Here is a 21,095-nt window from a genome sequence, read left to right as displayed (position 1 = left end):
TCTTTCGCGGCGAGCTCCTCTACGGCGTGATGACATGTTTGCTGTACGGAAGCGTTCGCCCGCAAGCCCCTGGTCGGCAATGAAGACCATGGCGTCCCTGCGGCGGCGCGTGCAATCGAAGGCATTGTGACCCGCACTACGGCTGTTTCTTGATGAGCTCCGAACTCGCGCAAGACGCGACCCCGACAAGCCAGTCCACGCACCCGCAGCAGCAGGAAATGCCGCTGGCCGTCGTGCATGGGCAGCCGGTGCTGCAGATTCCCCAGGATCTGTACATCCCGCCGGATGCGCTGGAAGTCATCCTGGATGCCTTCGAAGGCCCGCTGGATCTGCTGCTGTACCTGATCCGCCGGCAGAACCTGGACATCCTGGACATCCCGGTGGCGGAAATCACCCGCCAGTACGTGGACTACATCAACGTCATGCAGGAGCTGCGCTTCGAGCTGGCGGCGGAATACCTGGTGATGGCCGCCATCCTGGCCGAGATCAAGTCGCGGATGCTGCTGCCGCGGCCGGTCAACGAGGACGGCGACGAAACCGACCCGCGCGCCGAGCTGGTGCGCCGGCTGCAGGAGTACGAACGCTTCAAGCAGGCCGCCGAGGATCTGGACACCCTGCCTCGCCAGGATCGCGACACCACCCCGGTGCAGGCGCACGTGCCGGACCGCGCCGCGGTCAAGCTGCCGCCGCCGGTGGAGCTGAAGGAAATGCTGCTGGCGCTGCACGACGTGCTCAAGCGCGCCGAGCTGTTCACCGGCCATGCCATCAAGCGCGAAGCCCTGAGCGTGCGCCAGCGCATGGGCGACGTGCTGGCGCGGCTGGACGACGGCAGGTTCCACCGCTTCGAGTCCATGTTCACCGCCGAGGAAGGCAAGCTGGGCGTGCTGGTGACCTTCCTGGCCATGCTGGAGCTGGCCAAGGAGCAGTTGCTGGACATCGTGCAGGAAGCCCCGCTGGCGCCGATTTACGTCAAGTCGCTGGCGCTGAACAACACCAACGAACCGCTGCAGTTCTCCAGCGAGTTCGACGACAGCGACGCCGCCGCCAACGACGCCTGACCGGCGCGTCCCCTTTCCATCCGCCCGAACCCACGCAAGCGCTCGAATGGATCAATCGCTCATCAACCGCATCGTCGAGGCCGCCCTGCTGGCGGCCAACCAGCCGCTGGCGCTGGCCCAGTTGCACGGCCTGTTCCCGGAAGAGGAACCGGCGCCGGCCGGCAGCGTCGAACGCGCGCTGGAGGAACTGCGCGACGGCTGCGCCGAACGCGGCGTGGAACTGGTCGAGGTGGCCTCCGGCTTCCGCTTCCAGGTCAAGGCCGACGTACATGCCTGGGTCGCCCGCCTGTGGACCGAGCGCAAGACCAAGTACACCCGCGCCACCCTGGAAACCCTCGCGCTGATCGCCTACCGCCAGCCGATCACCCGCGGCGAGATCGAACAGGTCCGCGGCGTGGCGGTCAGCAGCAACATCATCCAGGCGCTGGAAGAGCGCGAGTGGATCCGCGTGGTCGGCCACCGCGACGTGCCCGGCCGGCCGGCGCTGTTCGGCACCACCAGGGGCTTCCTGGATTACTTCGGCCTCAAACGCCTGGATGAGCTGCCGCCGCTGTCGGAGCTGAAGGACATCGGCGAACTGGAACCGCAGCTGCCGCTGGATGGCGCGCCGGTTCCGGCCGGCGTCGCCCTCGATGCGGAAGACGGCGCCGACGACGCGGATGCCGCCCCGCTCGACACCGGGGCCGGTGACGAGAACGAAGACAACCCGACAACAGCGGATGCCCCGGGCGAAGACGCCCCGGCGCAGCCGCAGGAAGACGCCACGGAAGGCGCACGCACAGACATCGAAACCGCGCAGGACGACGACGCGGAGACACACGAACCAGCCGCCGCAAACGAAAGCGAAGGCGACGCCGATATTTCCCCGGAAACCCAGGATGACGACGCGGAAGCCTCGTCGGAGCAGAAATCATGAGCAATACCCCCCGCAACAAACTGTCGCTCAAGCGCGACGCCGCCGCCGAAGCCCCCGCCAACAAGCTGGAGGAGCGCCTGCACAAGGTGCTGGCGCAGGCCGGACTGGGCTCGCGCCGCGCGCTGGAGCAACGCATCGCCGACGGCCTGGTCAAGGTCAACGGCGAGACCGCCCAGGTCGGCATGAGCGTCAAGAGCGGCGACAAAATCGAACTCGATGGTCGCCAGTTCGTCGCCAGCGCGCTGACCGAACCGGCGCGCGTGCTGATGTACAACAAGCCCGAAGGCGAAGTGACCACCCGCGAGGATCCCGAAGGCCGTCCGACCGTGTTCGAGGCGCTGCCGGTCCTCAAGGGCGCGCGCTGGATCGCCATCGGCCGCCTGGACATCAACACCACCGGCCTGCTGCTGCTGACCACCGACGGCGAACTCGCCAACGCGATGATGCATCCGTCCTACGAGGTCGAGCGCGAATACGTGGTGCGCGTGCGCGCCCCGGAAGGCCAGGAAACCGTACCGGACAACATCGTCGATCGCCTGCATCGCGGCGTCGCGCTGGAAGACGGCCCGGCCAAGTTCGATGAAATCGAACGCATCGGCGGCACCGACTCGCACGACTGGTTCCGCGTGGTGGTCAAGGAAGGCCGCAACCGCGAAGTGCGCCGCCTGTGGGAATCGCAGGGCTGCCAGGTCAGCCGGCTCAAGCGCACCCGCTACGGCCGCATCTCGCTGCCGCAGCCGCTGCTGCGCGGCCAGTCGCAGGAACTGTCCGACGCCCAGGTCGAAGCACTGCGCAAGGAACTGGGCCTGGAAGACGGCGCGCCCGCCGCGCTGACGCTGCAACCGGTGATCGGCCAGCGCCGCGCCGCCAAGTCCACCGTGCACGTCTCGCGCGAAGGCCGCAGCCAGGGTTACGTCAACGGCCACAACACCGCCGACGAAGGCCGCGAGCTGCGTCGCTTCGATCACGTGCGCGAGGATCGCGGCCGTGGTCGCGGCAAGAAGTCGCACGGCGGCCTGACGGTCAGCGGCGAAGCCGCCGCCAAGCAGGCGCAGAAGCCGTTCAAGCAGCGCAAGATGAAGGGTCCCAAGCCGTTGCCGGATGGCAATCCGGCCGCGTTCCGCAGCTGGTACGTGCCGGAAGGTGTCGATACCGGTCCGACCGGGCACCGCAACGCCGGTCCCGGTCGCAAGGGTCCGGGCGGCGGTGGCGCCGGCAAGCGTGGCGGCAACCGTCCGCAGGGCGGCGCCGGCTTCGGCAACGAATACGGCGGCTTCGGCGGTGAATCGCGTGGCCCGCGCGGTCCGCGTGGTCCTGGCGGCGGCGGTGCGGGCGGTGGTGCCGGCAAGCCGCAGCGTGCGGCACGTCCGTACGGCCACCCCGGCAACGCACCGAGCTTCCCCTCCGATCACGCCACGCCCGGTGGCTTCAGCCCGTACGGGCAGCCGCGTGGTCCGCGCCCGCAGGGTGGTCGTCCCGGCGGCGGCGGCAACCGTCCGCAGAACGCCGGCCCGCGTCCGGGTGGCCGTCCCGGTGGTGGTCGTCCGGCCGGTGGCCGCGGTCCGGGCGGTCGTCCCGGAGGCGGTGGCCATCGCCCGCGCGGCGGCGGCGGCGGCGGCGGCGGTCATCACGGCTGATGCGAATCGAGAAGGCGCCCAAGGGCGCCTTTTCTTTTTCCCGTTCGCATAACCGGTTTCGCACGCCACACTCGATGATGGCGCGGGCCGTCGCAAGCGACGACGGCTCGCTTCACCGCCACTTCATCGTCCTCCCGCGCGTCTCGCGGATGCTCGCCGTCCCCCTCATGCGGACGGCCATACGTGCACAACGGAAACCATGACGTCATCGTGGTCGGCGCCGGTTTTGCCGGCCTGGCCTGCGCCCGCGAAATCGCGGCGGCCGGATTCCGCGTCTGCGTGATCGATCGCAAGCGCGATCTGGGCGAACGCCTGCACACCACCGGCATCCTGGTGCCGGAAGCGCTGGAGTGCGAACTGTTCGCCGGCATTCCCGCCGGACTGCTGCACGCGGTACCGAAAGTCCGCCTGTATGCGCCCTCCCTGGAGAGCGTGGATCTGTCCGCCCCGGGCTATCGCTTCTTCACCACCGATACGCCCGCGTTGATGCGCTGGCTGGGACAGCGCAGCGTGGCTGCCGGCGTGGAACTGCGGCTGGCCTGCAGCTTCCGCGATGCCACCCCCACGCCGGACGGCTGGCATCTGCCCGGCATCGGCGACTGCCGCTATCTGGTCGGCGCCGATGGCGCGCGCTCACGCGTGGCCGAGCACCTCGGCCTGGGCCGGGTTCGCGATTTCCTGTACGGCATCGAATACGAGTTCGACGGCGGCGCCCTGCGCACGCCCGATGCGCTGCACTGTTTCATCAGCCGACGCTGGGCGCCGGGCTACATCGGCTGGATCGCGCAGACCCCGACTGGCGTGCAGGCCGGCCTGGCGCATCGCCAGCGCCGTGGCAGGATCGCGCCACCGGATCTGCGCGGCTTCCTGGCCCAGGTCGCATCGCTCAGCGGGCTGGCCGCCGACCGCCGGCCGGACAGCATCCGCGCGGGACTGATTCCCTGCGGCGGCCCGGTCCGCGACCGCCTGCGCGGCAACCTGCTGCTTGCCGGCGATGCCGCCGGCGTGGTCTCGCCGGTCACCGCCGGCGGCATTCATGCCGGGCTGCGCCACGGCGCCGAGGTCGGCCGCGCGCTGGTGCGGTCCCTTCGCTCCGGAGTGCCTCCGCAGGCCTCGGCCATCCGCGCGATTCCGGCCTGGCGGCGCAAGCGCGCCCTGCGCTGGGCCTTCGACCACGCACAGTGGGACTGGCCGTTCGACCTGCTGCTGAAGTCACCGCCGCTGCGCCGCGTCGCCGAGCAGCTCTACTTCCACCGGCGCGGCCGACGCGCGAAGGCCGACTGACGGGCCCGCCGTCACCGCCTCCGCCCCGCTTCCCGGTTGCGCTGGATCAAGGTCGCGCCGGGGCGGTCGGCTACAATGGGCCGGTTCGAATCAAGCGCCCCACACCCCATGTCCTCCGCTTTTGGCACCGAGACGGTGCTGGACGTCCGTCACTGGACCGACGACTACTTCAGCTTCACCACCACCCGCGACGACGGTTTCCGCTTCGACAACGGCCAGTTCGTGATGATTGGCCTGCAGACCGAAGGCAAGCCGCTGCTGCGCGCCTACTCCATCGCCAGCGCCAACTGGGAAGAACAGCTCGAATTCTTCAGCATCAAGGTGCCCAACGGTCCGTTGACCTCGCGGCTGAAAGACATCCAGCCTGGCGACACCGTGGTAATCGGCCGCAAGCCCACCGGCACCCTGCTGATCAGCGACCTGCACCCGGGCCGCAACCTGTACCTGCTGGGCACCGGCACCGGCCTGGCGCCGTGGCTGTCGATCATCAAGGATCCGGAAACCTACGAGCGCTTCGACCGCGTCATCCTCACCCATGGTGTCCGCCACGTGCAGGATCTGGCCTACCGCGATTACTTCGAGAAGGAACTGCCGCAGCACGAATTCCTCGGCGAGATCATCCGCGAGAAGCTGCTGTACTACCCGGCGGTCAGCCGCGAGGCATTCCCCAACCATGGCCGCCTGACCGACCTGATGGCCAGTGGCGAAATGATGGCAGCGCTGGGACTGGAACCGCTGGATCCGGAAAAGGATCGCGCGATGATCTGCGGCAGCCCGCAGATGCTGGCCGACTTTCGCGCCCTGCTCGACGGTCGCGGCTTCACCGCCGCCCCGCGCATCGGCACGCCCGGCCAGTACGTGTTCGAGCGCGCCTTCGTCGAGAAGTGATGCCGGGTGGGCCGATGGCCCGCCCTAGCGTTCCCCGTAGCGCAGCCAGATGACCGCGCTGCGTTCGTTGTCGAACACGTGGCCCTGGAAGCCGTGCTCGTTGGCCAGGATGCTGGCCAGTTCCACCTGCGGAATCTGCTCCAGGTGCTTTTCCACGTAGGCCACCCGCACCGCTTCCAGGCCCTCGCCCAGCATCGCCTGCACGAACTGCACCAGCTGTTCCGGCGGCGGCGGCTCGCCTTCCATGTCGTCGACCACCAGCAGGCCCGCCGGTTGCACGCGCCGCACCTCCACCGCAATCCGGCGCCAGTACGCCAGCGTGGTTTCCAGGGTGCCGTTGACGCCCTTCACGTGTGCCTTCAGTCCGTAGTCGGCGGGACTGAACTCGATGCGGAACGGCGGTGAAGCCTCGTGCGCGTCCATCTATCCGGCCAGCGCGGCCTCGATGTCGCCAGCCAGCGATTCCGGCGTGTCGGTCGGCGCATAGCGCTTGATCACCTTGCCATCGCGCCCCACCAGGAACTTGCTGAAGTTCCATTTGATTGCCGAAATGCCGAGCAGGCCACTCTTCTCCTGCTTCAGCCACTTCCACAACGGATGCGCACCGTCCCCGTTGACGTCGATCTTGGCGAACATCGGGAAGCTCACGTCGTAGTTGAGCGAGCAGAAATTGCGGATCTCGGCTTCGTCGCCCGGCTCCTGATGACCGAACTGATCACACGGGAAGCCCAGCACCACCAATCCCTGATCCCGGTAGTCGCGCCACAGCTTTTCCAGCCCGGTGTACTGCGGGGTGAAGCCGCATTTCGACGCCACATTGACGATCAGCAACGGCTTGCCACGGTACTCGGCCAGCGAGCGGGACTGGCCATCGATGTCGGTGGCGGAAAAATCGTAGGCGGTGGTCATGGCGGGTCTCCGGAAACACGGATATGAGACACCCGGGGCCAGCCGGGGGCAAGCGTTTTCGCCGGTGGCGACGCCTTGTGCGGGGCCGGCGCAGATGCGCTAGCCTTGGCCGTCGCTTCCGCCGGGGAACACGGAATGCAGCTTTCGCCCCATGCACCCGACGCCGCCTCGATGGCCACCGTCTACCTGCACGTACGCGTACTGCTGGGCATGGTGGTCGGCCTGGGCCTGACCCACCTGCTGCGCCACTTCGCCCGCATCATCGAACGCCCGCACCATTGCCAGATCTACTGGGTGCACCTGTGCTGGGCGGCGTTCATGTTCTCCTACCTGCTGCTGTTCTGGTGGTGGGAGTTCCGCCTCAGCCATCTGGTGCACTGGAGTTTCAACCTCTATTTCTTCGTGGCCCTGTACGCGCTGATGCAATACCTGCTGTGCGCGCTGATCTTTCCGGAGAATCTGGACGGCTACGCCAGCTACCGCGATTACTTCTACGACCGGCGGAAATGGTTCTTCGGCCTGCTGGCGCTGGTGTTCGCGGTCGATTTCTTTGACACCTGGATCAAGGGCGAAGCGTATTTCCGCAGCTTCGGGCCCGAATACGTGTTCCGCAACCTCGCCTACATCACCGGCAGCCTGATCGCCATGTGGACCCGCAATCCGCGCTATCACGCGGGTTTCGCGGTGCTGGGCCTGCTCTACCACGTGAGCTGGATCGCACGCGAGTTCGAGACGCTGTAGCCAGCACAGAACCGCCCCGCCCGGCACATGCCTTTCGTCACGAGCCCCCGCCCCGGGGCTTGGGTTACCCTGCCAAAAGCCCTATCTGTCAGGAAGCTGCACCCAATGACCACCCGCCTCGCCCTCGCGCTTGCCGCGACCCTTGGACTCGCCATGCCCGCCTACAGCCAGACCGCGGCCCCCACCGCCGAAGCCGCCAAGGCCGCCAATCCCTTCTTCGCCGACAGTCCGCTGCCGCTGCACTATCCGCAGTTCGACAAGATCAAGGACGCCGACTTCGCCCCCGCCTTCGACGCCGGCATGGCCGAGCAACTGAAGGAAATCGACGCCATCGCCAACAACGGCGCCGCGCCGAGCTTCGACAACACCATCCTGGCGATGGAAAAGAGTGGCCGCGTGCTCGACCGCGCCCAGACCGTGTTCTACAACCTGGTCGGCGCCGACACCAACGACGCCCGCGAGAAGCTGCAGGCCGACTATTCCGGCAAGTTCGCCGCCCACCGCGATGCCATCTACCTCAACGGCAAGCTGTTCGCACGCATCCAGAAGCTGTACGACCAGCGCGCCGGCCTGGGCCTGGACGCCGAGGGCGTGCGCCTGGTCGAGAAGTACCACACCGACTTCGTCCGCGCCGGCGCCAAGCTGTCCGACGCCGACAAAGCCACCCTGAAGGGCATGAATGGCCAGTTGGCCAAGCTGGGCACCCAGTTCAGCCAGAACGTGCTGGCCGAGGTCAACGATTCGGCCGTGGTGGTCGATGACGTCAAACAGCTGGACGGTCTGACCGGTCAGCAGATCGCCACCGCCGCCGATGTCGCCAAGGCGCGCGGCCTGGCCGGCAAGTACGTGCTGACCCTGCTCAACACCACCGGCCAACCCGCCGAGTCGCAGCTGACCGATCGCGCCCTGCGCCAGCGCCTGCACGAGGCGTCCGTTTCCCGCGGCAGTCGCGGCGGCAAGTACGACAACCGCGAACTCATCGCCACCATCATGAAGCTGCGCGCCGATCGCGCCAAGCTGCTGGGCTATCCGGACCACGCCACCTACGTGCTGGAAGACGAAACCGCCAAGACCCCGCAGGCGGTCAACGCCATGCTCGGCAAGCTGGCGCCGGCCGCGGTCGCCAACGCCCAGCGCGAAGCCGCCGATCTGCAGGCGATGATCGATCAGGAGCAGAAGGCCAAGGGCCAGCCGACGTTCCAACTGGCGCCGTGGGACTGGTCGTTCTATACCGAGAAGGTCCGCACCGCCAAGTACAACTTCGACGAGTCGCAGCTCAAGCCCTACTTCGAACTGACCAACGTGCTGGAAAACGGCGTGTTCTACGCCGCCAACCAGCTCTACGGCCTGACCTTCAAGAAGCGCACCGATCTGCCGCTGTACCACCCGGACACCACCGTGTACGACGTGTACAACGCCGATGGCACCCAGTTGGCAATCTTCATCGCCGACATGTACGCGCGCGATTCCAAGCGCGGCGGCGCGTGGATGAACTCCTACGTTTCGCAGTCCGGCATGACCGGCTTCAAGCCGGTGGTCGCCAACCACCTCAACATCCCCAAGCCGCCGGCCGGCCAGCCGACCCTGCTGACCTGGGATGAAGTGACCACCGCGTTCCACGAGTTCGGCCATGCGCTGCACGGCATGTTCTCCAACGTGCAGTACCCCTACTTCAGCGGCACCAGCGTGCCGCGCGACTTCGTCGAGTACCCCTCGCAGGTCAACGAGATGTGGGCGGACTGGCCGTCGGTGCTGAAGAACTACGCCAAGCACTACCAGATCGGCGAAGCGATGCCGCAGGCGCTGCTGGACAAGGTCATCGCCGCGTCCAAGTTCAACCAGGGCTTCGCCACCACCGAATACCTCGGCGCGGCCATGCTGGACCAGCGCTGGCACCAGATCGGCGCCGACAAGGTGCCCGCCGCCGACGGCGTGATCAAGTTCGAGGCCGACGCGCTGGCCGCCGACAAGATCGACTACAAGCCGGTCCCGCCGCGTTACCGCACGCCCTACTTCAGCCACATCATGGGCGGCTACTCGGCCGGCTACTACGCCTACATCTGGTCCGAAGTGCTGGACGCCAACAGCGTGGAATGGTTCAAGCAGCACGGCGGCCTGACCCGCGAGAACGGCGATCACTTCCGCAAGACCCTGCTCTCGCGCGGCGGCAGCGTGGACGCGATGAAGCTGTTCCACGACTTCGCCGGCCACGACCCGAAGATCGAACCCCTGCTGGAAAAGCGCGGCCTCACCGCCCCTTCCAAATAAGCGCAACCGGCCTCGTCGCAACAGCCATCACGCCACCTTCGGGTGGCGTGATGGTTTGTGGGTTCCGATACGACGCCTTCCGATCCTGCTCCCTCCGGATGACTGCTCTAGCCTCCCCCTTTTCAAAAGGGGGACCGAGGGGGATTTGCTCTTGTCGTTTGACTGTTGGGAAGCGTCTGTTCCCAGCACCAACAACCATCACCACCCACTACCCCACACACCAACGCACCACGCTTCCACCAAACCAAAAAAGTGACCCCAGAAACACTGAAGCCAAAACGCTCAAAGTTAGTCGACACCGCGCAACCACATCGGCAGACTCCGGCATCAGGAGTTCAGAAGCTCCAAGTAGCGGTACCACCCCCGTCATTCCGGTGGAATACATTTGTTCGCACCATCACCGGATGGTGGCCGGCGTAGGCGCCTTCGCCGGGAGGGTGGTGAATACAAGACCCATTCGGGGAATAAACCCGCCGACTACTTGCGGTTTCTGACCTCCCGGCACCCGGCCGCACTCACGCGCGCCGGGATTCTTCAACGAAGAAATGGAGGTCCCCATGACCAATGTTCGTATGGTCTATCTGTTGGAAGAACAAACCCAGCTGAATCTCATCCAGCTGCGTGATCACCTCAAACTGCTGTCCCTGCTCATCAGTCCCCGCTTCCGCCAGGACGAGCACCACAGCCTGCCCATCCCGCTGCAACCCCTGAGCGACTGCTTCGCCGGCCTCGCCCACGACGCCAGCCACATCCTCGACCAGCTCCGCTGGCACGCCGGCAAACCCAACGTCGAATCGGCCAACGACGCGTAACAAAAACGCGGGCTGCTAGCGCCCGCGTTCTGTTGATTCCTGTTGCGCCATTTGCTCGCAGGACCTCATCCGCGTTTTGACCTAGCCCTGTCGCGGCACCATCGCAATCCAAGCACGCCCAAGAGCAAGACGGCCATCACCATGAATGCCAGAACCTGTATGCCCGTTGGAAGCTCGCCATCACCGCGCCATGCAAGCACGAAGTAACGCCCCACCTGTGAGTAATCCAGCCCCATTACCACGGAATAGGCCAGCAACCAGATCAGCAGATAACTCGCGACAGCAAGCATCAACAGATGGATCGTCCTACGCAACCTGTTTCTCATTGAATCCCCCGGGACCGGACAGGAAAAATACTGCTGGTTTTCACACCAGCAAGCTTGAACATCCGGCGAAGCGATTCTGCGTGATGCACGCCTTATTGTACGTTCTACTCATTCACCAGACGTAATCAGATCTGGATTTACCCATTTCACGATGCCTCTACCTATTCCAAGAAGGCGAAGAAGTCTGTCCAGTGTGGCCTCTGTGGCATGGTGCGAGTCGACTCGGACAGCGAAACCTGCCGTAGGACTCGCGTCGTGGAATATCAGTTCCACCATGGCCCCGTCTGCCATCATGAATCCTATTGCACTCCAGGTACCCAGACCTTCTTCATCGCCCTCGACAAGATTCGCGCAAAGCACTGCTCGAACATGCTCAGGTGTCAGTTCAAGAAGCGCCAGTTCCCTGTAACCGGGGTCCGGCCATCGACTTCCTGCCTCCAGGATTCTAAAGGGTTCGTTGCTCATCACCGCACCGACACATATCCACCAAGCGCCCCCTTCGGCGACAGCACCACCTGCCACAGCTGCGAGCGCCGGCTGCGAAAAGTCGCCATCGACGCGGCGAGGTAGAAACGCCACATGCGGCGGAAACGTTCGTCGTAGCGGGCATCCAGATTTGGCCAGGCGCGTTCGACGTTGGTGCGCCACGCCTGGAGGGTGCGATCGTAGTCGGTGCCGAAGCTGTGCCAGTCCTCCAGCACGAACAGGCCTTCGCTGGCCTGCGCGATCTGCGCGGCGGACGGCAGCATGGAATTGGGGAATATGTATTTTCCAATCCACGGATCGGTGTGGTTGACCGAGCGATTGGTGCCAATGGTGTGCAGCAGGAACAGGCCGTGCTCCGGCAGGACGCGGCGGGCGGTTTCGAAATAGGTGCGGTAGTTCTTGACGCCGACGTGTTCGAACATGCCCAGCGAGAACGCGGCGTCGAAGGGTTCGTGCAGGTCGCGATAATCCTGCAGGCGGATCTCGATGGGCAGGCCCTTGCACAACTCGCGGGCGTATTCGGCCTGCTCCTTCGAGATGGTCACGCCGACGCCGGAGATGCCGTAGCGCTCGGCGGCGAATTTCAATGCCTCGCCCCAGCCGCAGCCGATGTCCAGCACGCGCATGCCGGGTTTCAGTTGCAGCTTGCGGCAGACCAGATCCAGCTTGGCGGCCTGCGCGTCGTCGAGGTTGTCGGCCTGGCGCCAGTAGCCGCAGCTGTAGACCAGACGCGCGCCGAGCATCGCGTGGTAGAGATCGTTGCCCAGATCGTAATGGCGCTCGCCGACTTCGCGGCTGCGGCGGCGGGTCTGCGGGTTGAACAGGCGCGCGAACAAGGCGTCGCGGATTTCGCCGGTGCCGTGCACGCGCTCGTCCAGACGCGCGTTCAATACGTGGTACAGGAAACCATCCAGCGATTCGGCATCCCAGTCGCCATCCATGTAGCCTTCGCCCAGGCCCAGCGAGCCCTGCGCCAGCATCCGCGCGTAGGTGCGCGGATCGTGTACCTGGATATCCCAGGGCCGGTCGCCGCCAATCCGCACATCCGCTTCCGCCAGCAGTCGTTCGACCCGTTGCGCGAAGCGTGACGTGCTCATGGCAGGCCCTGTTGTGCGAAGCCTATTGGGCGAACAGCCCGCTGTAGGCGGGCGCCAGGTGCGGACGCAGCACCGAGGCCGGGACGTCCACGGTCTGGGTGCCGTCGGCGTACGGCCCCACCTGGTATGGCGGGAACACGAAACGCAGCGCGCTGATGTGGCCGGTGGTGTCGAGGACCGGCACGAACTGGGCGAAGTTCTCCGCCTTGGGCTCGGTGCCGTCGTCGATCATGCGCGAGGCGTTTTTCAGTACTTCACTGCGTTCGGCCGGCTCCAGTTCGTCCGCATCCGCGCGCAGGGTGACGCCGGTGAGCAGTTGTTCGCGCACGTAATCGCTGATTGCCTGCCAGCCGGCGGGTTTGGCGATCAGATCATTGGCCGACAGCAGGTGGTTCTGCTGCGGCAACCAGACGAAGCGCGCGATCAGCGGCTGGCCGTGGGCGCCGCCGGTATAGCGGCTGCCGTCGGCGGCGACCGCGACGACCTGCGGGGTTTCCAGCAGCTTTTCGAAGCTGAGCGAGAGTTCGTAGGGCGCGGTCGGCTTGTCGTTGCCGAAGCCGTCCACCGCTTCCATCAGCTCACCGCGAGCGGCGTGCGCGTAATCCGACAGCGCCTTGGCAAGGCCGGGGTAACGATCGATGCCCGGCGGATAGGTGATGCCGACGACGTAGCGCTCGTTGGTCTCGATGACGTCCTTGAGTTCGACCGGCGCTTCCGGCGCGACGGGGCTGGTGGCAGGTGCGCCGGCTTCGGGCGCGGCGGCGGTCGGCGGCTGGGCGGCGTCGGGTTCGCGCTTGCACGCGGTCAATGCCAGCACCAGGGTCGCGGCCAGCAGGGAAATGCGATGGACCTGTTTCACGTCAGGGGCTCCTTCCACTCAACGAGGCGACAGTTTATGCCGCGTCGCAGCAGCGCTCCAGCCCCGGCCGCGGGAATACAGTGTTCACGCCAGCAGGGTCACGCCCGGAAAATCACGCCAGCAGGTCGGCGTACTCGGGGTGGCGCTGGACGTAGACCGCCGAGTACGAGCAGGCCGGCACCACCTTCCAGCCGGCGGCCCGCGCGTGGTCGAGCGCGGCCTTGACCAGTTGCGCGGCGATGCCGCGTCCGCCGATGGCCTCCGGCACGCCCGTGTGCTCGATGACCATGCGGCCGTCGCGCAGGCGGTAGATCAGTTCGGCCTCGTGCCCGTCCACCGAGGTGGAAAAGCGCTGGCCATCGGGGTCGTGCTGAATCGTGATGTCCATCACTATCTCATTGAATATTCGGAGGTTCCATTCTGCCCGCGTGGCCGGGAATGCGACAGAAGCCGACGCGGCGCGTCACTCTTGGTCACGTCAAAAAGCTGACGGACAGCGCTATTTCACAGTGTTTTCACTCCGGGCACCGGGTTGGCACGGTCTGTGCGTAATCCCCGGCAAGCAATCCGGTAGGGAACACCCATGAGCGCCAACGATCATCCGTCCGAGACCGCATCCGTCGCCAGCGATTTCACCCTGCTGGAAGGCCTGTTCCAATTGACCGTCACCGGGCATACCGAGGACTGGGAATTCGAGCGCCTCAACAATGCCGTGTACGAGCGCCTGCTGTCCAACTACGCGCAGGAAGAAGTCGGCACCATCAAGCTGTCCAAGACGATGATGGCGGGCTGAGGCGCCGCCTCGCCCATCTCCGCATCGCGCGGCTTCCCGGTTCGCCTGCGCAACCGGGAAGCCCCGCCGGAAAGCCCGTTCCGGGCCCGGCCTCCGGCTTACCTACTCTTCTCCACGATGATCGCGCTTGCCCTGGTTGCGGCGATCACGGGCACTCATGCTGCCCTGGATGGCCTTCATCCGGCTCTCGGCGGCATGCAGATCCACCTGCTTGGCAGCGGCGCCGGATGACTGGAAACCATCGGCCTGCGGCGGGATGCCGCCGTGGGCCTGATCCAGCTGCTGCCAGGGTGCGGGTTCGCGATCCTGCTGCTGTTTCTCGGCCAACAGTTCGCGGGTGCGCGCCAATGCCTGCTCGGGACTGATCCGGCGCTTGCGGGCGGTCGCGCGCTTGCGGGGCGCGGAAGTCGCGGTGCGCTTGCGCGTCACCTTGCTGGCCGGCGCCTTCTTCGCGGCGGTTTTCCGGGTCGCTGTCTTCTTCACCGCGACCTTCCCGACCGCGGCTTTCTTCGCGGCGGCTTTCTTGGCGACGGCCTTCTTGGCCGCGACCTTCTTCCGCGTGACCTTGCTGGCCACCGTCTTCTTCGCGGGCGCCTTGGCCCGCTGGCTGGCGGTTGCCTTGCGCGTGGCGGTCTTCTTCGCGGCTTTCGTGGTCTTCCGCGCGGTCTTGCCGGCCGTTCCGGCGCCGGTCTTGCGGACGCGGGCGCCCGCCTTTTTCGCCGTGGCCTTGCCGGCGGTCTTTGCCACGGTCTTCCGGGTGGCCTTCTTCGCGGTCTTCTTTGCCGCTTTCTTCGCGGCCTTGCGGGGCGTGCTGCGTGTACGTGTTGCCATATTGCCTCCACGGGTGTGGTTCACCCGTGGGATAACACAGCGGATCTTCAGATCAGGTGATTGGCGCCGCCGCGTTCAGCTGCCGAAACGGCTCAGCTGGGCAAGGAAATGGTTCAGCACCTTGGGCTCCATGGCAATCATGAAGAGCACGCCATAGGCGGCGCCGGCCAGGTGCGCGCCGTGGTTGACGTTGTCGCCGCCGCGCTTGTCCATCCAGATGCTGTAGGCCACGTAGAGGACGGCGAACACGATCGCCGGCATCGGGATGAAGAACACGCCGATCATCGCCCAGGGATTGATCAGGATGAACGCGAACAGCACCGCCGACACCGCGCCCGACGCGCCCAGGCTGCGGTAGTTGGGATCCTTCTGGTGCTTGAGGTAGGTCGGCAGGATCGAGACCACCAGCGCCGACAGGTAGAAGCCGATGTAGACCAGCACGCTGCCGGTCAGCTCGGTGACCACGCCTTCCATGATCCGGCCGAAGAAGAACAGCGTGACCATGTTGAACAGCAGGTGCCAGATGTCGGCGTGGATGAAGCCGTAGGTCACCAGCCGGTCGTACTGCTTGTTGCGGTCGATGGCCGGCGGCCAAAGGATCAGGCGGCCGGCCAGCGCGGGCGTGCGGAACGCCAGCAGCGAAACCACCGAGGTGATCAGGATCAGAATCAGGGTAATGGGGGCTTGCATGGGGGATTCTCAGACCGCGCGGTAGTTGTCCTGCATCGGATAGCTCCGCGCGTAAAGGGCGAACACGAGCGCCGCCAGGAAGGCGAAGCCGGCGAAGAAGAACATCAGGAACGCATTCTCGCTCAATCCGGTGCTGGCGATGTGGGCGGTGACGGTGTCGTTGCGGACGCCGGCGTTGGTCAGCAGGACCCACAGGCTGCCGAAGGTGCTGGTCAGGTACCAGAACGCCATGATCACGCCCTTCATGGCCTGGGTCGCCTGGCTGTAGGCGAATTCCAGCGCGGTCGCCGAGACCAGGATCTCGCCGAAGGTCAGCAGCGCGTACGGCAGGATCTGCCAGGCCAGCGAGACGGGGTCGCCGCCGTCCATCCACAGCTGCAGGGTGCCGGCGACCACCCAGGCCAGACCGGAGAACGCGATGCCCCAGCCCATCCGGCGCAACGGCGTGGGCTCGAAGCCGAGCTTGCGCAGGGCCGGGTACAGCACCAGGTTGTTGAACGGAATGAGCAGCATGACCATCGCCGGGTTCAGCGCCTGCAACTGGCCGGCGTCCTTGATCAGCCAGCCCGGCCACCACCAGACACCCTCGGGCATCACCATTTCCTTGCCCTGCAGGACCCAGGTGGAGGCCTTCTGGTCGAACAGCGACCAGAACGGAGTGACCAGCGCGAACACGATCAGGATGCGCAGCACCGCGCGCACGCTGTCCACCGCCGCATCGGGATGCCGGCCGCGCGCGCGTTCCAGTTGCATCGAAGCGCCCCAGCCGCCGAAGGCGATCAGCACGCCCAGCGCCAGGCACGCGGAAATGACGAATCCGAAGTCGTCCGGCCACCAGCCCGGCGCCAGGCCGAGCATTGACAGCGCCCACAGCACCAGCAGCGCCACCGCGATAACCACGCCCGCCATCGCCACCAGATATCCCCAGCGCCCCTCGCCTTCGCGGCGCGCGGCCAGCGCGGTGCGCACCACCCGCAGGAACGAATCCGGATCCTCGCCGGAGGGCGGCACGTTGACGTACTGCTTGCGCCCCAGCCAGAAGATGAAGGTGGCGATGAACATCAGGATGCCGGGGATGCCGAACGCCACCGCCGGTCCGTAACTGCGCAGGAACAGCGGCATCAGCAGCGAGGCGAAGAACGAACCGAAGTTGATGGTCCAGTAAAACGCATCAAAGACGATCTTGGCCTTGTTCTTGTTGCTCTGATCGAACTGGTCGCCGACGAAGGAGACCACCAGCGGCTTGATGCCGCCCGAGCCCAGCGCGATCAGGAACAGGCCGGTGTAGAAACCGGTGCGATGACTCTCGAACAAGGCCAGGCACGCATGGCCGGCACAGTAGATCAGCGAGAACCACAACACCGTGTTGTACTTGCCGAAGTAGCGATCCGACAGCCAGCCGCCCAGCAGCGGGAAGAAGTACACGCCGATGACGAAGCTGTGGAAGACGTCCTTGGCCACGCCCTGGCGCTCGGCCTCGGGCAGGTAGGCCAGCAGGATGCTGCTGGCCAGGAACTGCACCAGGATGTTGCGCATCCCGTAGAAGCTGAACCGCTCGCAGGCCTCGTTGCCGATGATGTAGGGAATCTGCCGAGGCAGTCGGCCGGCGGTGGCTTCGCTGGAAGTGGTCATCCGGTGTTCCGTTGGCAAATTGCGGGAAGGTTACCGTATCCGGTCCGGGGGGTCGAACCTCCTTGGTCATGCTGGGCGCGGCCGTTTCAGCCCGGCATCATGCGGGGCTTTCGCCCCTCCGGATACCGCCCATGATCCGTCCGCTCCACGCCGCCATCCTGCTCGCCCTCGCCCTGCCCTCCCTGCCGACGGCCTCCGCATCCGCCGCCACGGCGGATCTGGCCACCGTGTCCGAGCAGTCCGGATTCGTCCGCACCGGCCGCTACGAGGAAGTCATCGCGCTGTGCGATCGCTTCGCCAAGGCGTATCCGAAGGCGGTGCGCTGCATCGAGTTCGGCACCACCCCGGAAGGCCGGCCGATGAAGGCGCTGGTCGCCTCGACCCGCGGCGCGTTCACCCCGGATCAGGCGCGCCGGCAGAACCTGCCGGTGGTGTTGATCCAGGGCGGCATCCACGCCGGCGAAATCGACGGCAAGGACGCCGGTTTCCTGGCACTGCGCGAGGTGCTGGAAGGCAAGGCCGCCGCCGGATCGCTGGACAAGCTGGTGTGGGTGTTCGTGCCGGTGTTCAACGTCGACGGCCATGAGCGCTTCGGCGCCTGGAACCGCCCCAACCAGCGCGGCCCGGTGGAAATGGGCTGGCGCGTGACCGCGCAGAACTACAACCTCAACCGCGACTACGTGAAGGCCGACGCGCCGGAAATGCAGGCGATGCTGCGGCTGGTGCAGCAGTGGGATCCGCTGGCCTACGTGGATCTGCACGCCACCGACGGCGCCCAGTTCGAACACGACATCTCGGTGCAGGTGGAGCCGGTGCACGCCGGCGACGAGGGACTGCGCGTGGCCGGTCGCGCGCTGCGCGACGGCGTGCTGGCGGATCTGGCCAAGCAGGGCTCGCTGCCGCTGCCCTACTACCCGTCCTTCGTGGTCGGCGACGATCCGAGTTCCGGCTTCGAGGACAGCGTGGCTCCGCCGCGTTTCTCGCACGGCTATTTCCTGCTGCGCAATCGCATCGGCGTGCTGGTGGAAACGCATTCCTGGAAGGAATACCCGGTGCGCGTGAAGATCACCCGCAACACCATCGTCGCGACCCTGGACCAGATCGCCGCGCACGGCGCCGACTGGCTGAAGGCCGCGCAGCAGGCCGACGCGGCGGCGGCGAAGCTGGCCGGCCAGCCGGTGCCGCTGGAATGGGCGGCCAGCAAGCAGAGCCACACCGTCGAGTTCCGCGGCTACGAATACACCCGCACGCCGTCGGACGTGTCCGGCGCGCTGATGACCCGCTACGACGAAACCAGGCCGCAGATCTGGAAAGTGCCGATGCGCGACGATCTGCATCCCTCGCTCAGCATCCCCGCGCCGGGTGCCGGTTATCTGGTGCCGGCGGCCTACGCCGGCTGGGTCGGCGAAAAGCTGAAGCAGCACGGTATCGAGTTCCGTCGCGTACCGGCGCTGGCGAAGGAAAATGTGGAGGCGTTCCGCGCCACCCGCACCCGTTTCGGCGCGCAGCCGGTGGAAACCCACCAGCGCCTGACCGTGGAAGGCGCATGGGCGCCGGAAGCGCGCGACGTGCCGGCCGGTTCGCTGTTCGTGCCGATTGCCCAGCCCAAGTCGCGCCTGCTGATGGCGCTGCTGGAACCGCAGGGGCCCGACTCGCTGGCCGCGTGGGGCGAATTCAACAGCGCGTTCGAACGCAAGGAATACATGGAGGACTACGTCGCCGAGGACGTGGCCCGCAAGATGCTGCAGGACCCGGCGGTGAAGGCGGCGTTCGAGCAGAAACTGAAGGACGATCCGGAGTTCGCCAAGAATCCGGGCGCGCGCCTGGAGTTCTTCTACCGCCGCCATCCGGCATGGGACGAGCGCTTCAATCTGTATCCGATCTATCGGACCAGTCGGGTTCCATGATGGTCTGAGGGGCTTCGGCCTTCATGGCCCCCGCAGGAATCCATGCACATCGCGTCATCCCGGCCAAAGCCGAGATCCATGCCGCAGGGAACAAAAAAAAAGCGGAGCAAGCTCCGCTCTACCGATGCGTAGAGCCGAGCTTGCTCGGCTGCCCTTGCCAGGAACCCGCGGCCCGCCCTACTCGACCTTCATGATGCCGCGGCGCGGGGCGATGTTGCCCAACGTGTTCGCGGTGACCGGCGCGCCCAGCTCGATCAGGACTTCGCGCTGCTGCGCGACCGGCGTGCGCAGCGTCTTTTCCTCGAATGCGGCCAGCGCGCGGAAGGCCGGCAATGCCAGCGCGCGTTCGACGAAGGCGGCCGTGCGCGGCCAGAGCGCGGCGTCGATCTGGTAGCGCACGAACGCGGCATTGCGGAAGAACGCGGCGATGGCGATGTCGGCCGCGCCGACCTCGCCGAACAGGAAGCCTTGGGCCGGCAACTGCGCTTCCAGGTAATCCAGCGCCTCCGGCAGTTCCTCCTCGCGCGCCTTGCGCACGACCTCCTCGTCCGGGGTTTCGTTGAACAGGTAACGCTTGACGCCCAACTGGTAGAACATCCGCCAGACGATCACCTCGCCCAGCCGCGAGTCGGCGAATTCCTCCAGCCAGCGCGCGCGGGCGCGGTCGCGCGGCGCGGCGGGATACAGCGCGGGCGTTGGTTGCAGGTCTTCCAGGTATTCGCAAATGACCGTCGAGTCGTTGAGGACGAAATCGCCGTCGATCAACACGGGGATGCGCCGCAGCGGACTCAATCGCGAGAAGGTCTCGTCGCCGATGAAGGGCGCGAACGGGTCGATCCGGTAGTCGATGCCCTTCAGTTGCAGGCAGACCAGCACCTTGCGCACGTAGGGCGACAGGTAGTTGCCCAGGATCGTCACGGGTTCGCGCATGCGCCGGCTCCATTGGAAGTGCCGCGAGCCTGCGGGCTGCGGCGGACCGGGTCAAGCCTCAGCCCAGCGCGGTATCCAGCGCCATCATCAGGCAGAAGCCGATGGCCAGGCCCAGGGTGGCGAAGCCGCCGTGTCCGTGGCGGTTGGATTCGGGAATGACGCTGTGCGCGACCGCGGTCAGCATCGCGCCGGCGGCGAAGGCCAGGCCCCACGGCAGCAGCGCGGCGGAAATGCCCACCGCCCACGCGCTCAACACCGCCGCCGCCGGTTCGACCACGCCCGAGAATGCGCCGATGAACACTGCCTTGGCCCGCGCCATTCCGGCACCGGCCAGGATCAGCGCCACCACCAGTCCTTCCGGGACGTCCTGCAAGGCGATGCCCATCGCCAGCCCCGCCGCGCCCGGCAGGTGGCCACCCGCCGCGACGCCCACCGCCATGCCCTCGGGCACGTTGTGCAGCAGGATCGCGAACACGAACACCAGCACGCGCGCCGGCACCAGCGGCGTGTCGGGATGCGCCTCGACCGGTTCGTCCACCAGCACCCGGTCCAGTCCCAGCAGTGCCAGCGCGCCCAGCAGCAGGCCGCCGCTGATGAGTGCCGCCGCGCCCCAGCGTCCGTAGCCGATGCGTTCGGCCGCTTCCAGTCCGGGCAGCACCAGCGAAAAGGCCGTTGCCGCCAGCATCACCCCGGCACCGAAACCGAGCAGGCCGTCGGCCAGCCGCTGCGGCAGGCCGCGCACCACCAGCACCGGCACCGCGCCCAGCGCGGTGGCCAGTGCGCACAAGGCGCCGCCTCGCCAGCCGGCCGCCGCGCCCGTCGCATCGGCGGGCGCCGCCGCCAGCGTCCACAGGCTCGCCACCACGATCGCCGCGGTGGCGACCAGGTACGGCCAGGCGTTGGCCTGGCGGAAAGCCAGCGGTTGCAGCACGCGATTCATGGTCGGCGGGCTCCGGAACGGGCGCGCACGCGCGCCCCGCATGCGTCCGATACTAGCGCCGCTGCGGTCACGCGGCCATTCGGAAGCGCCG

20 protein-coding genes and 1 pseudogene are annotated in these 21,095 nt (G+C 66.5%); 10 read left to right on the top strand and 11 right to left on the bottom strand.

The window, feature by feature from the left end; genetic code table 11:
- Nucleotides 1–152 precede the first annotated feature (152 nt).
- From IB228_RS04795 to IB228_RS04775, 5 genes and pseudogenes are all read left to right on the top strand, one after another.
- Nucleotides 153–1,058, top strand: a complete 906-nt coding sequence (locus IB228_RS04795) for a ScpA family protein (protein WP_141453123.1) — start codon at nucleotides 153–155, stop codon at nucleotides 1,056–1,058.
- Between the two features lie 46 nt (nucleotides 1,059–1,104).
- A pseudogene (gene scpB / locus IB228_RS04790) lies at nucleotides 1,105–1,794 on the top strand (SMC-Scp complex subunit ScpB); the annotation flags it as partial.
- Nucleotides 1,795–1,970: 176 nt separating this feature from the next.
- On the top strand, nucleotides 1,971–3,611 hold the full coding sequence (locus tag IB228_RS04785) for a pseudouridine synthase (RefSeq protein ID WP_192197696.1): 1,641 nt from the start codon (nucleotides 1,971–1,973) through the stop codon (nucleotides 3,609–3,611).
- 183 nt (nucleotides 3,612–3,794) lie between these two features.
- Nucleotides 3,795–4,895: an NAD(P)/FAD-dependent oxidoreductase gene (locus tag IB228_RS04780; RefSeq protein WP_192197695.1), complete on the top strand. Its 1,101-nt coding sequence runs from the start codon at nucleotides 3,795–3,797 to the stop codon at nucleotides 4,893–4,895.
- 108 nt (nucleotides 4,896–5,003) lie between these two features.
- The gene (locus IB228_RS04775) at nucleotides 5,004–5,783 is read left to right on the top strand and encodes a ferredoxin--NADP reductase (RefSeq protein WP_192197694.1); all 780 of its coding nucleotides are present in this window, start codon (nucleotides 5,004–5,006) and stop codon (nucleotides 5,781–5,783) included.
- A gap of 24 nt (nucleotides 5,784–5,807) precedes the next feature.
- On the opposite strand, the gene IB228_RS04770 is transcribed toward IB228_RS04775, so the two are convergent.
- Complete coding sequence (locus IB228_RS04770) at nucleotides 5,808–6,206, bottom strand: hypothetical protein (RefSeq protein WP_192197693.1); 399 nt, start codon at nucleotides 6,204–6,206, stop codon at nucleotides 5,808–5,810.
- Nucleotides 6,207–6,692 carry a glutathione peroxidase gene (locus tag IB228_RS04765; RefSeq protein ID WP_192197692.1) on the bottom strand — a complete coding sequence of 162 codons (486 nt, stop codon included), beginning with the start codon at nucleotides 6,690–6,692 and terminating at the stop codon, nucleotides 6,207–6,209.
- Nucleotides 6,693–6,827: 135 nt separating this feature from the next.
- On the opposite strand from IB228_RS04765, the gene IB228_RS04760 reads away from it, so the two are divergent.
- The 3 genes from IB228_RS04760 to IB228_RS04750 all read left to right on the top strand — a co-directional run bounded on the left by IB228_RS04760 (nucleotide 6,828) and on the right by IB228_RS04750 (nucleotide 10,513).
- Nucleotides 6,828–7,433, top strand: a complete 606-nt coding sequence (locus IB228_RS04760; protein ID WP_192197691.1) for a hypothetical protein — start codon at nucleotides 6,828–6,830, stop codon at nucleotides 7,431–7,433.
- A 105-nt stretch (nucleotides 7,434–7,538) separates the two neighbouring features.
- On the top strand, nucleotides 7,539–9,701 hold the full coding sequence (locus IB228_RS04755; RefSeq protein WP_192197690.1) for a M3 family metallopeptidase: 2,163 nt from the start codon (nucleotides 7,539–7,541) through the stop codon (nucleotides 9,699–9,701).
- 557 nt (nucleotides 9,702–10,258) lie between these two features.
- A complete protein-coding gene (locus IB228_RS04750; protein ID WP_183641964.1) occupies nucleotides 10,259–10,513 on the top strand; it encodes a hypothetical protein in 255 nt (84 codons plus the stop codon).
- A 65-nt stretch (nucleotides 10,514–10,578) separates the two neighbouring features.
- Here the strand turns inward: IB228_RS04750 and IB228_RS04745 are convergent, their stop codons facing one another.
- From IB228_RS04745 to IB228_RS04730, 4 genes are all read right to left on the bottom strand, one after another.
- Nucleotides 10,579–10,803, bottom strand: a complete 225-nt coding sequence (locus IB228_RS04745; RefSeq protein WP_183641969.1) for a hypothetical protein — start codon at nucleotides 10,801–10,803, stop codon at nucleotides 10,579–10,581.
- 500 nt (nucleotides 10,804–11,303) lie between these two features.
- The gene (gene cfa / locus IB228_RS04740; protein ID WP_183641971.1) at nucleotides 11,304–12,422 is read right to left on the bottom strand and encodes a cyclopropane fatty acyl phospholipid synthase; all 1,119 of its coding nucleotides are present in this window, start codon (nucleotides 12,420–12,422) and stop codon (nucleotides 11,304–11,306) included.
- 22 nt (nucleotides 12,423–12,444) lie between these two features.
- Nucleotides 12,445–13,281: a DUF3298 and DUF4163 domain-containing protein gene (locus IB228_RS04735; protein ID WP_192197689.1), complete on the bottom strand. Its 837-nt coding sequence runs from the start codon at nucleotides 13,279–13,281 to the stop codon at nucleotides 12,445–12,447.
- 112 nt (nucleotides 13,282–13,393) lie between these two features.
- A complete protein-coding gene (locus tag IB228_RS04730) occupies nucleotides 13,394–13,669 on the bottom strand; it encodes a GNAT family N-acetyltransferase (RefSeq protein ID WP_183641977.1) in 276 nt (91 codons plus the stop codon).
- A 195-nt stretch (nucleotides 13,670–13,864) separates the two neighbouring features.
- Here IB228_RS04730 and IB228_RS04725 point away from each other — a divergent pair, with 195 nt between their 5' ends.
- Nucleotides 13,865–14,074: a hypothetical protein gene (locus tag IB228_RS04725; RefSeq protein ID WP_183641980.1), complete on the top strand. Its 210-nt coding sequence runs from the start codon at nucleotides 13,865–13,867 to the stop codon at nucleotides 14,072–14,074.
- A gap of 102 nt (nucleotides 14,075–14,176) precedes the next feature.
- On the opposite strand, the gene IB228_RS04720 is transcribed toward IB228_RS04725, so the two are convergent.
- The 3 genes from IB228_RS04720 to IB228_RS04710 form a co-directional block, all read right to left on the bottom strand.
- Nucleotides 14,177–14,905 (bottom strand): hypothetical protein, encoded by a 729-nt coding sequence (locus IB228_RS04720; RefSeq protein ID WP_183641983.1) that lies wholly within the window; start codon nucleotides 14,903–14,905, stop codon nucleotides 14,177–14,179.
- 75 nt (nucleotides 14,906–14,980) lie between these two features.
- Nucleotides 14,981–15,595 (bottom strand): rhomboid family intramembrane serine protease, encoded by a 615-nt coding sequence (locus IB228_RS04715; RefSeq protein WP_192197688.1) that lies wholly within the window; start codon nucleotides 15,593–15,595, stop codon nucleotides 14,981–14,983.
- A 9-nt stretch (nucleotides 15,596–15,604) separates the two neighbouring features.
- A complete protein-coding gene (locus IB228_RS04710) occupies nucleotides 15,605–17,227 on the bottom strand; it encodes an oligopeptide:H+ symporter (RefSeq protein ID WP_192197687.1) in 1,623 nt (540 codons plus the stop codon).
- Between the two features lie 131 nt (nucleotides 17,228–17,358).
- Between IB228_RS04710 and IB228_RS04705 the strand changes: the two genes are divergently transcribed.
- Nucleotides 17,359–19,134, top strand: coding sequence for a M14 family metallopeptidase (locus IB228_RS04705; protein WP_192197686.1), 1,776 nt, complete (start codon nucleotides 17,359–17,361; stop codon nucleotides 19,132–19,134).
- Nucleotides 19,135–19,311: 177 nt separating this feature from the next.
- Here IB228_RS04705 and IB228_RS04700 read toward each other — a convergent pair whose 3' ends face one another.
- Nucleotides 19,312–20,064, bottom strand: coding sequence for a glutathione S-transferase family protein (locus IB228_RS04700; protein ID WP_192197685.1), 753 nt, complete (start codon nucleotides 20,062–20,064; stop codon nucleotides 19,312–19,314).
- A gap of 58 nt (nucleotides 20,065–20,122) precedes the next feature.
- On the bottom strand, nucleotides 20,123–21,004 hold the full coding sequence (locus IB228_RS04695; RefSeq protein WP_192197684.1) for a ZIP family metal transporter: 882 nt from the start codon (nucleotides 21,002–21,004) through the stop codon (nucleotides 20,123–20,125).
- Nucleotides 21,005–21,095: the final 91 nt, after the last annotated feature.

The sequence above is a fragment of the Pseudoxanthomonas sp. PXM04 genome (genome assembly GCF_014851695.1).
Taxonomy (GTDB): Bacteria; Pseudomonadota; Gammaproteobacteria; order Xanthomonadales; family Xanthomonadaceae; genus Pseudoxanthomonas_A; species Pseudoxanthomonas_A beigongshangi.
This window is presented reverse-complemented; position numbering and strand designations above follow the sequence as displayed.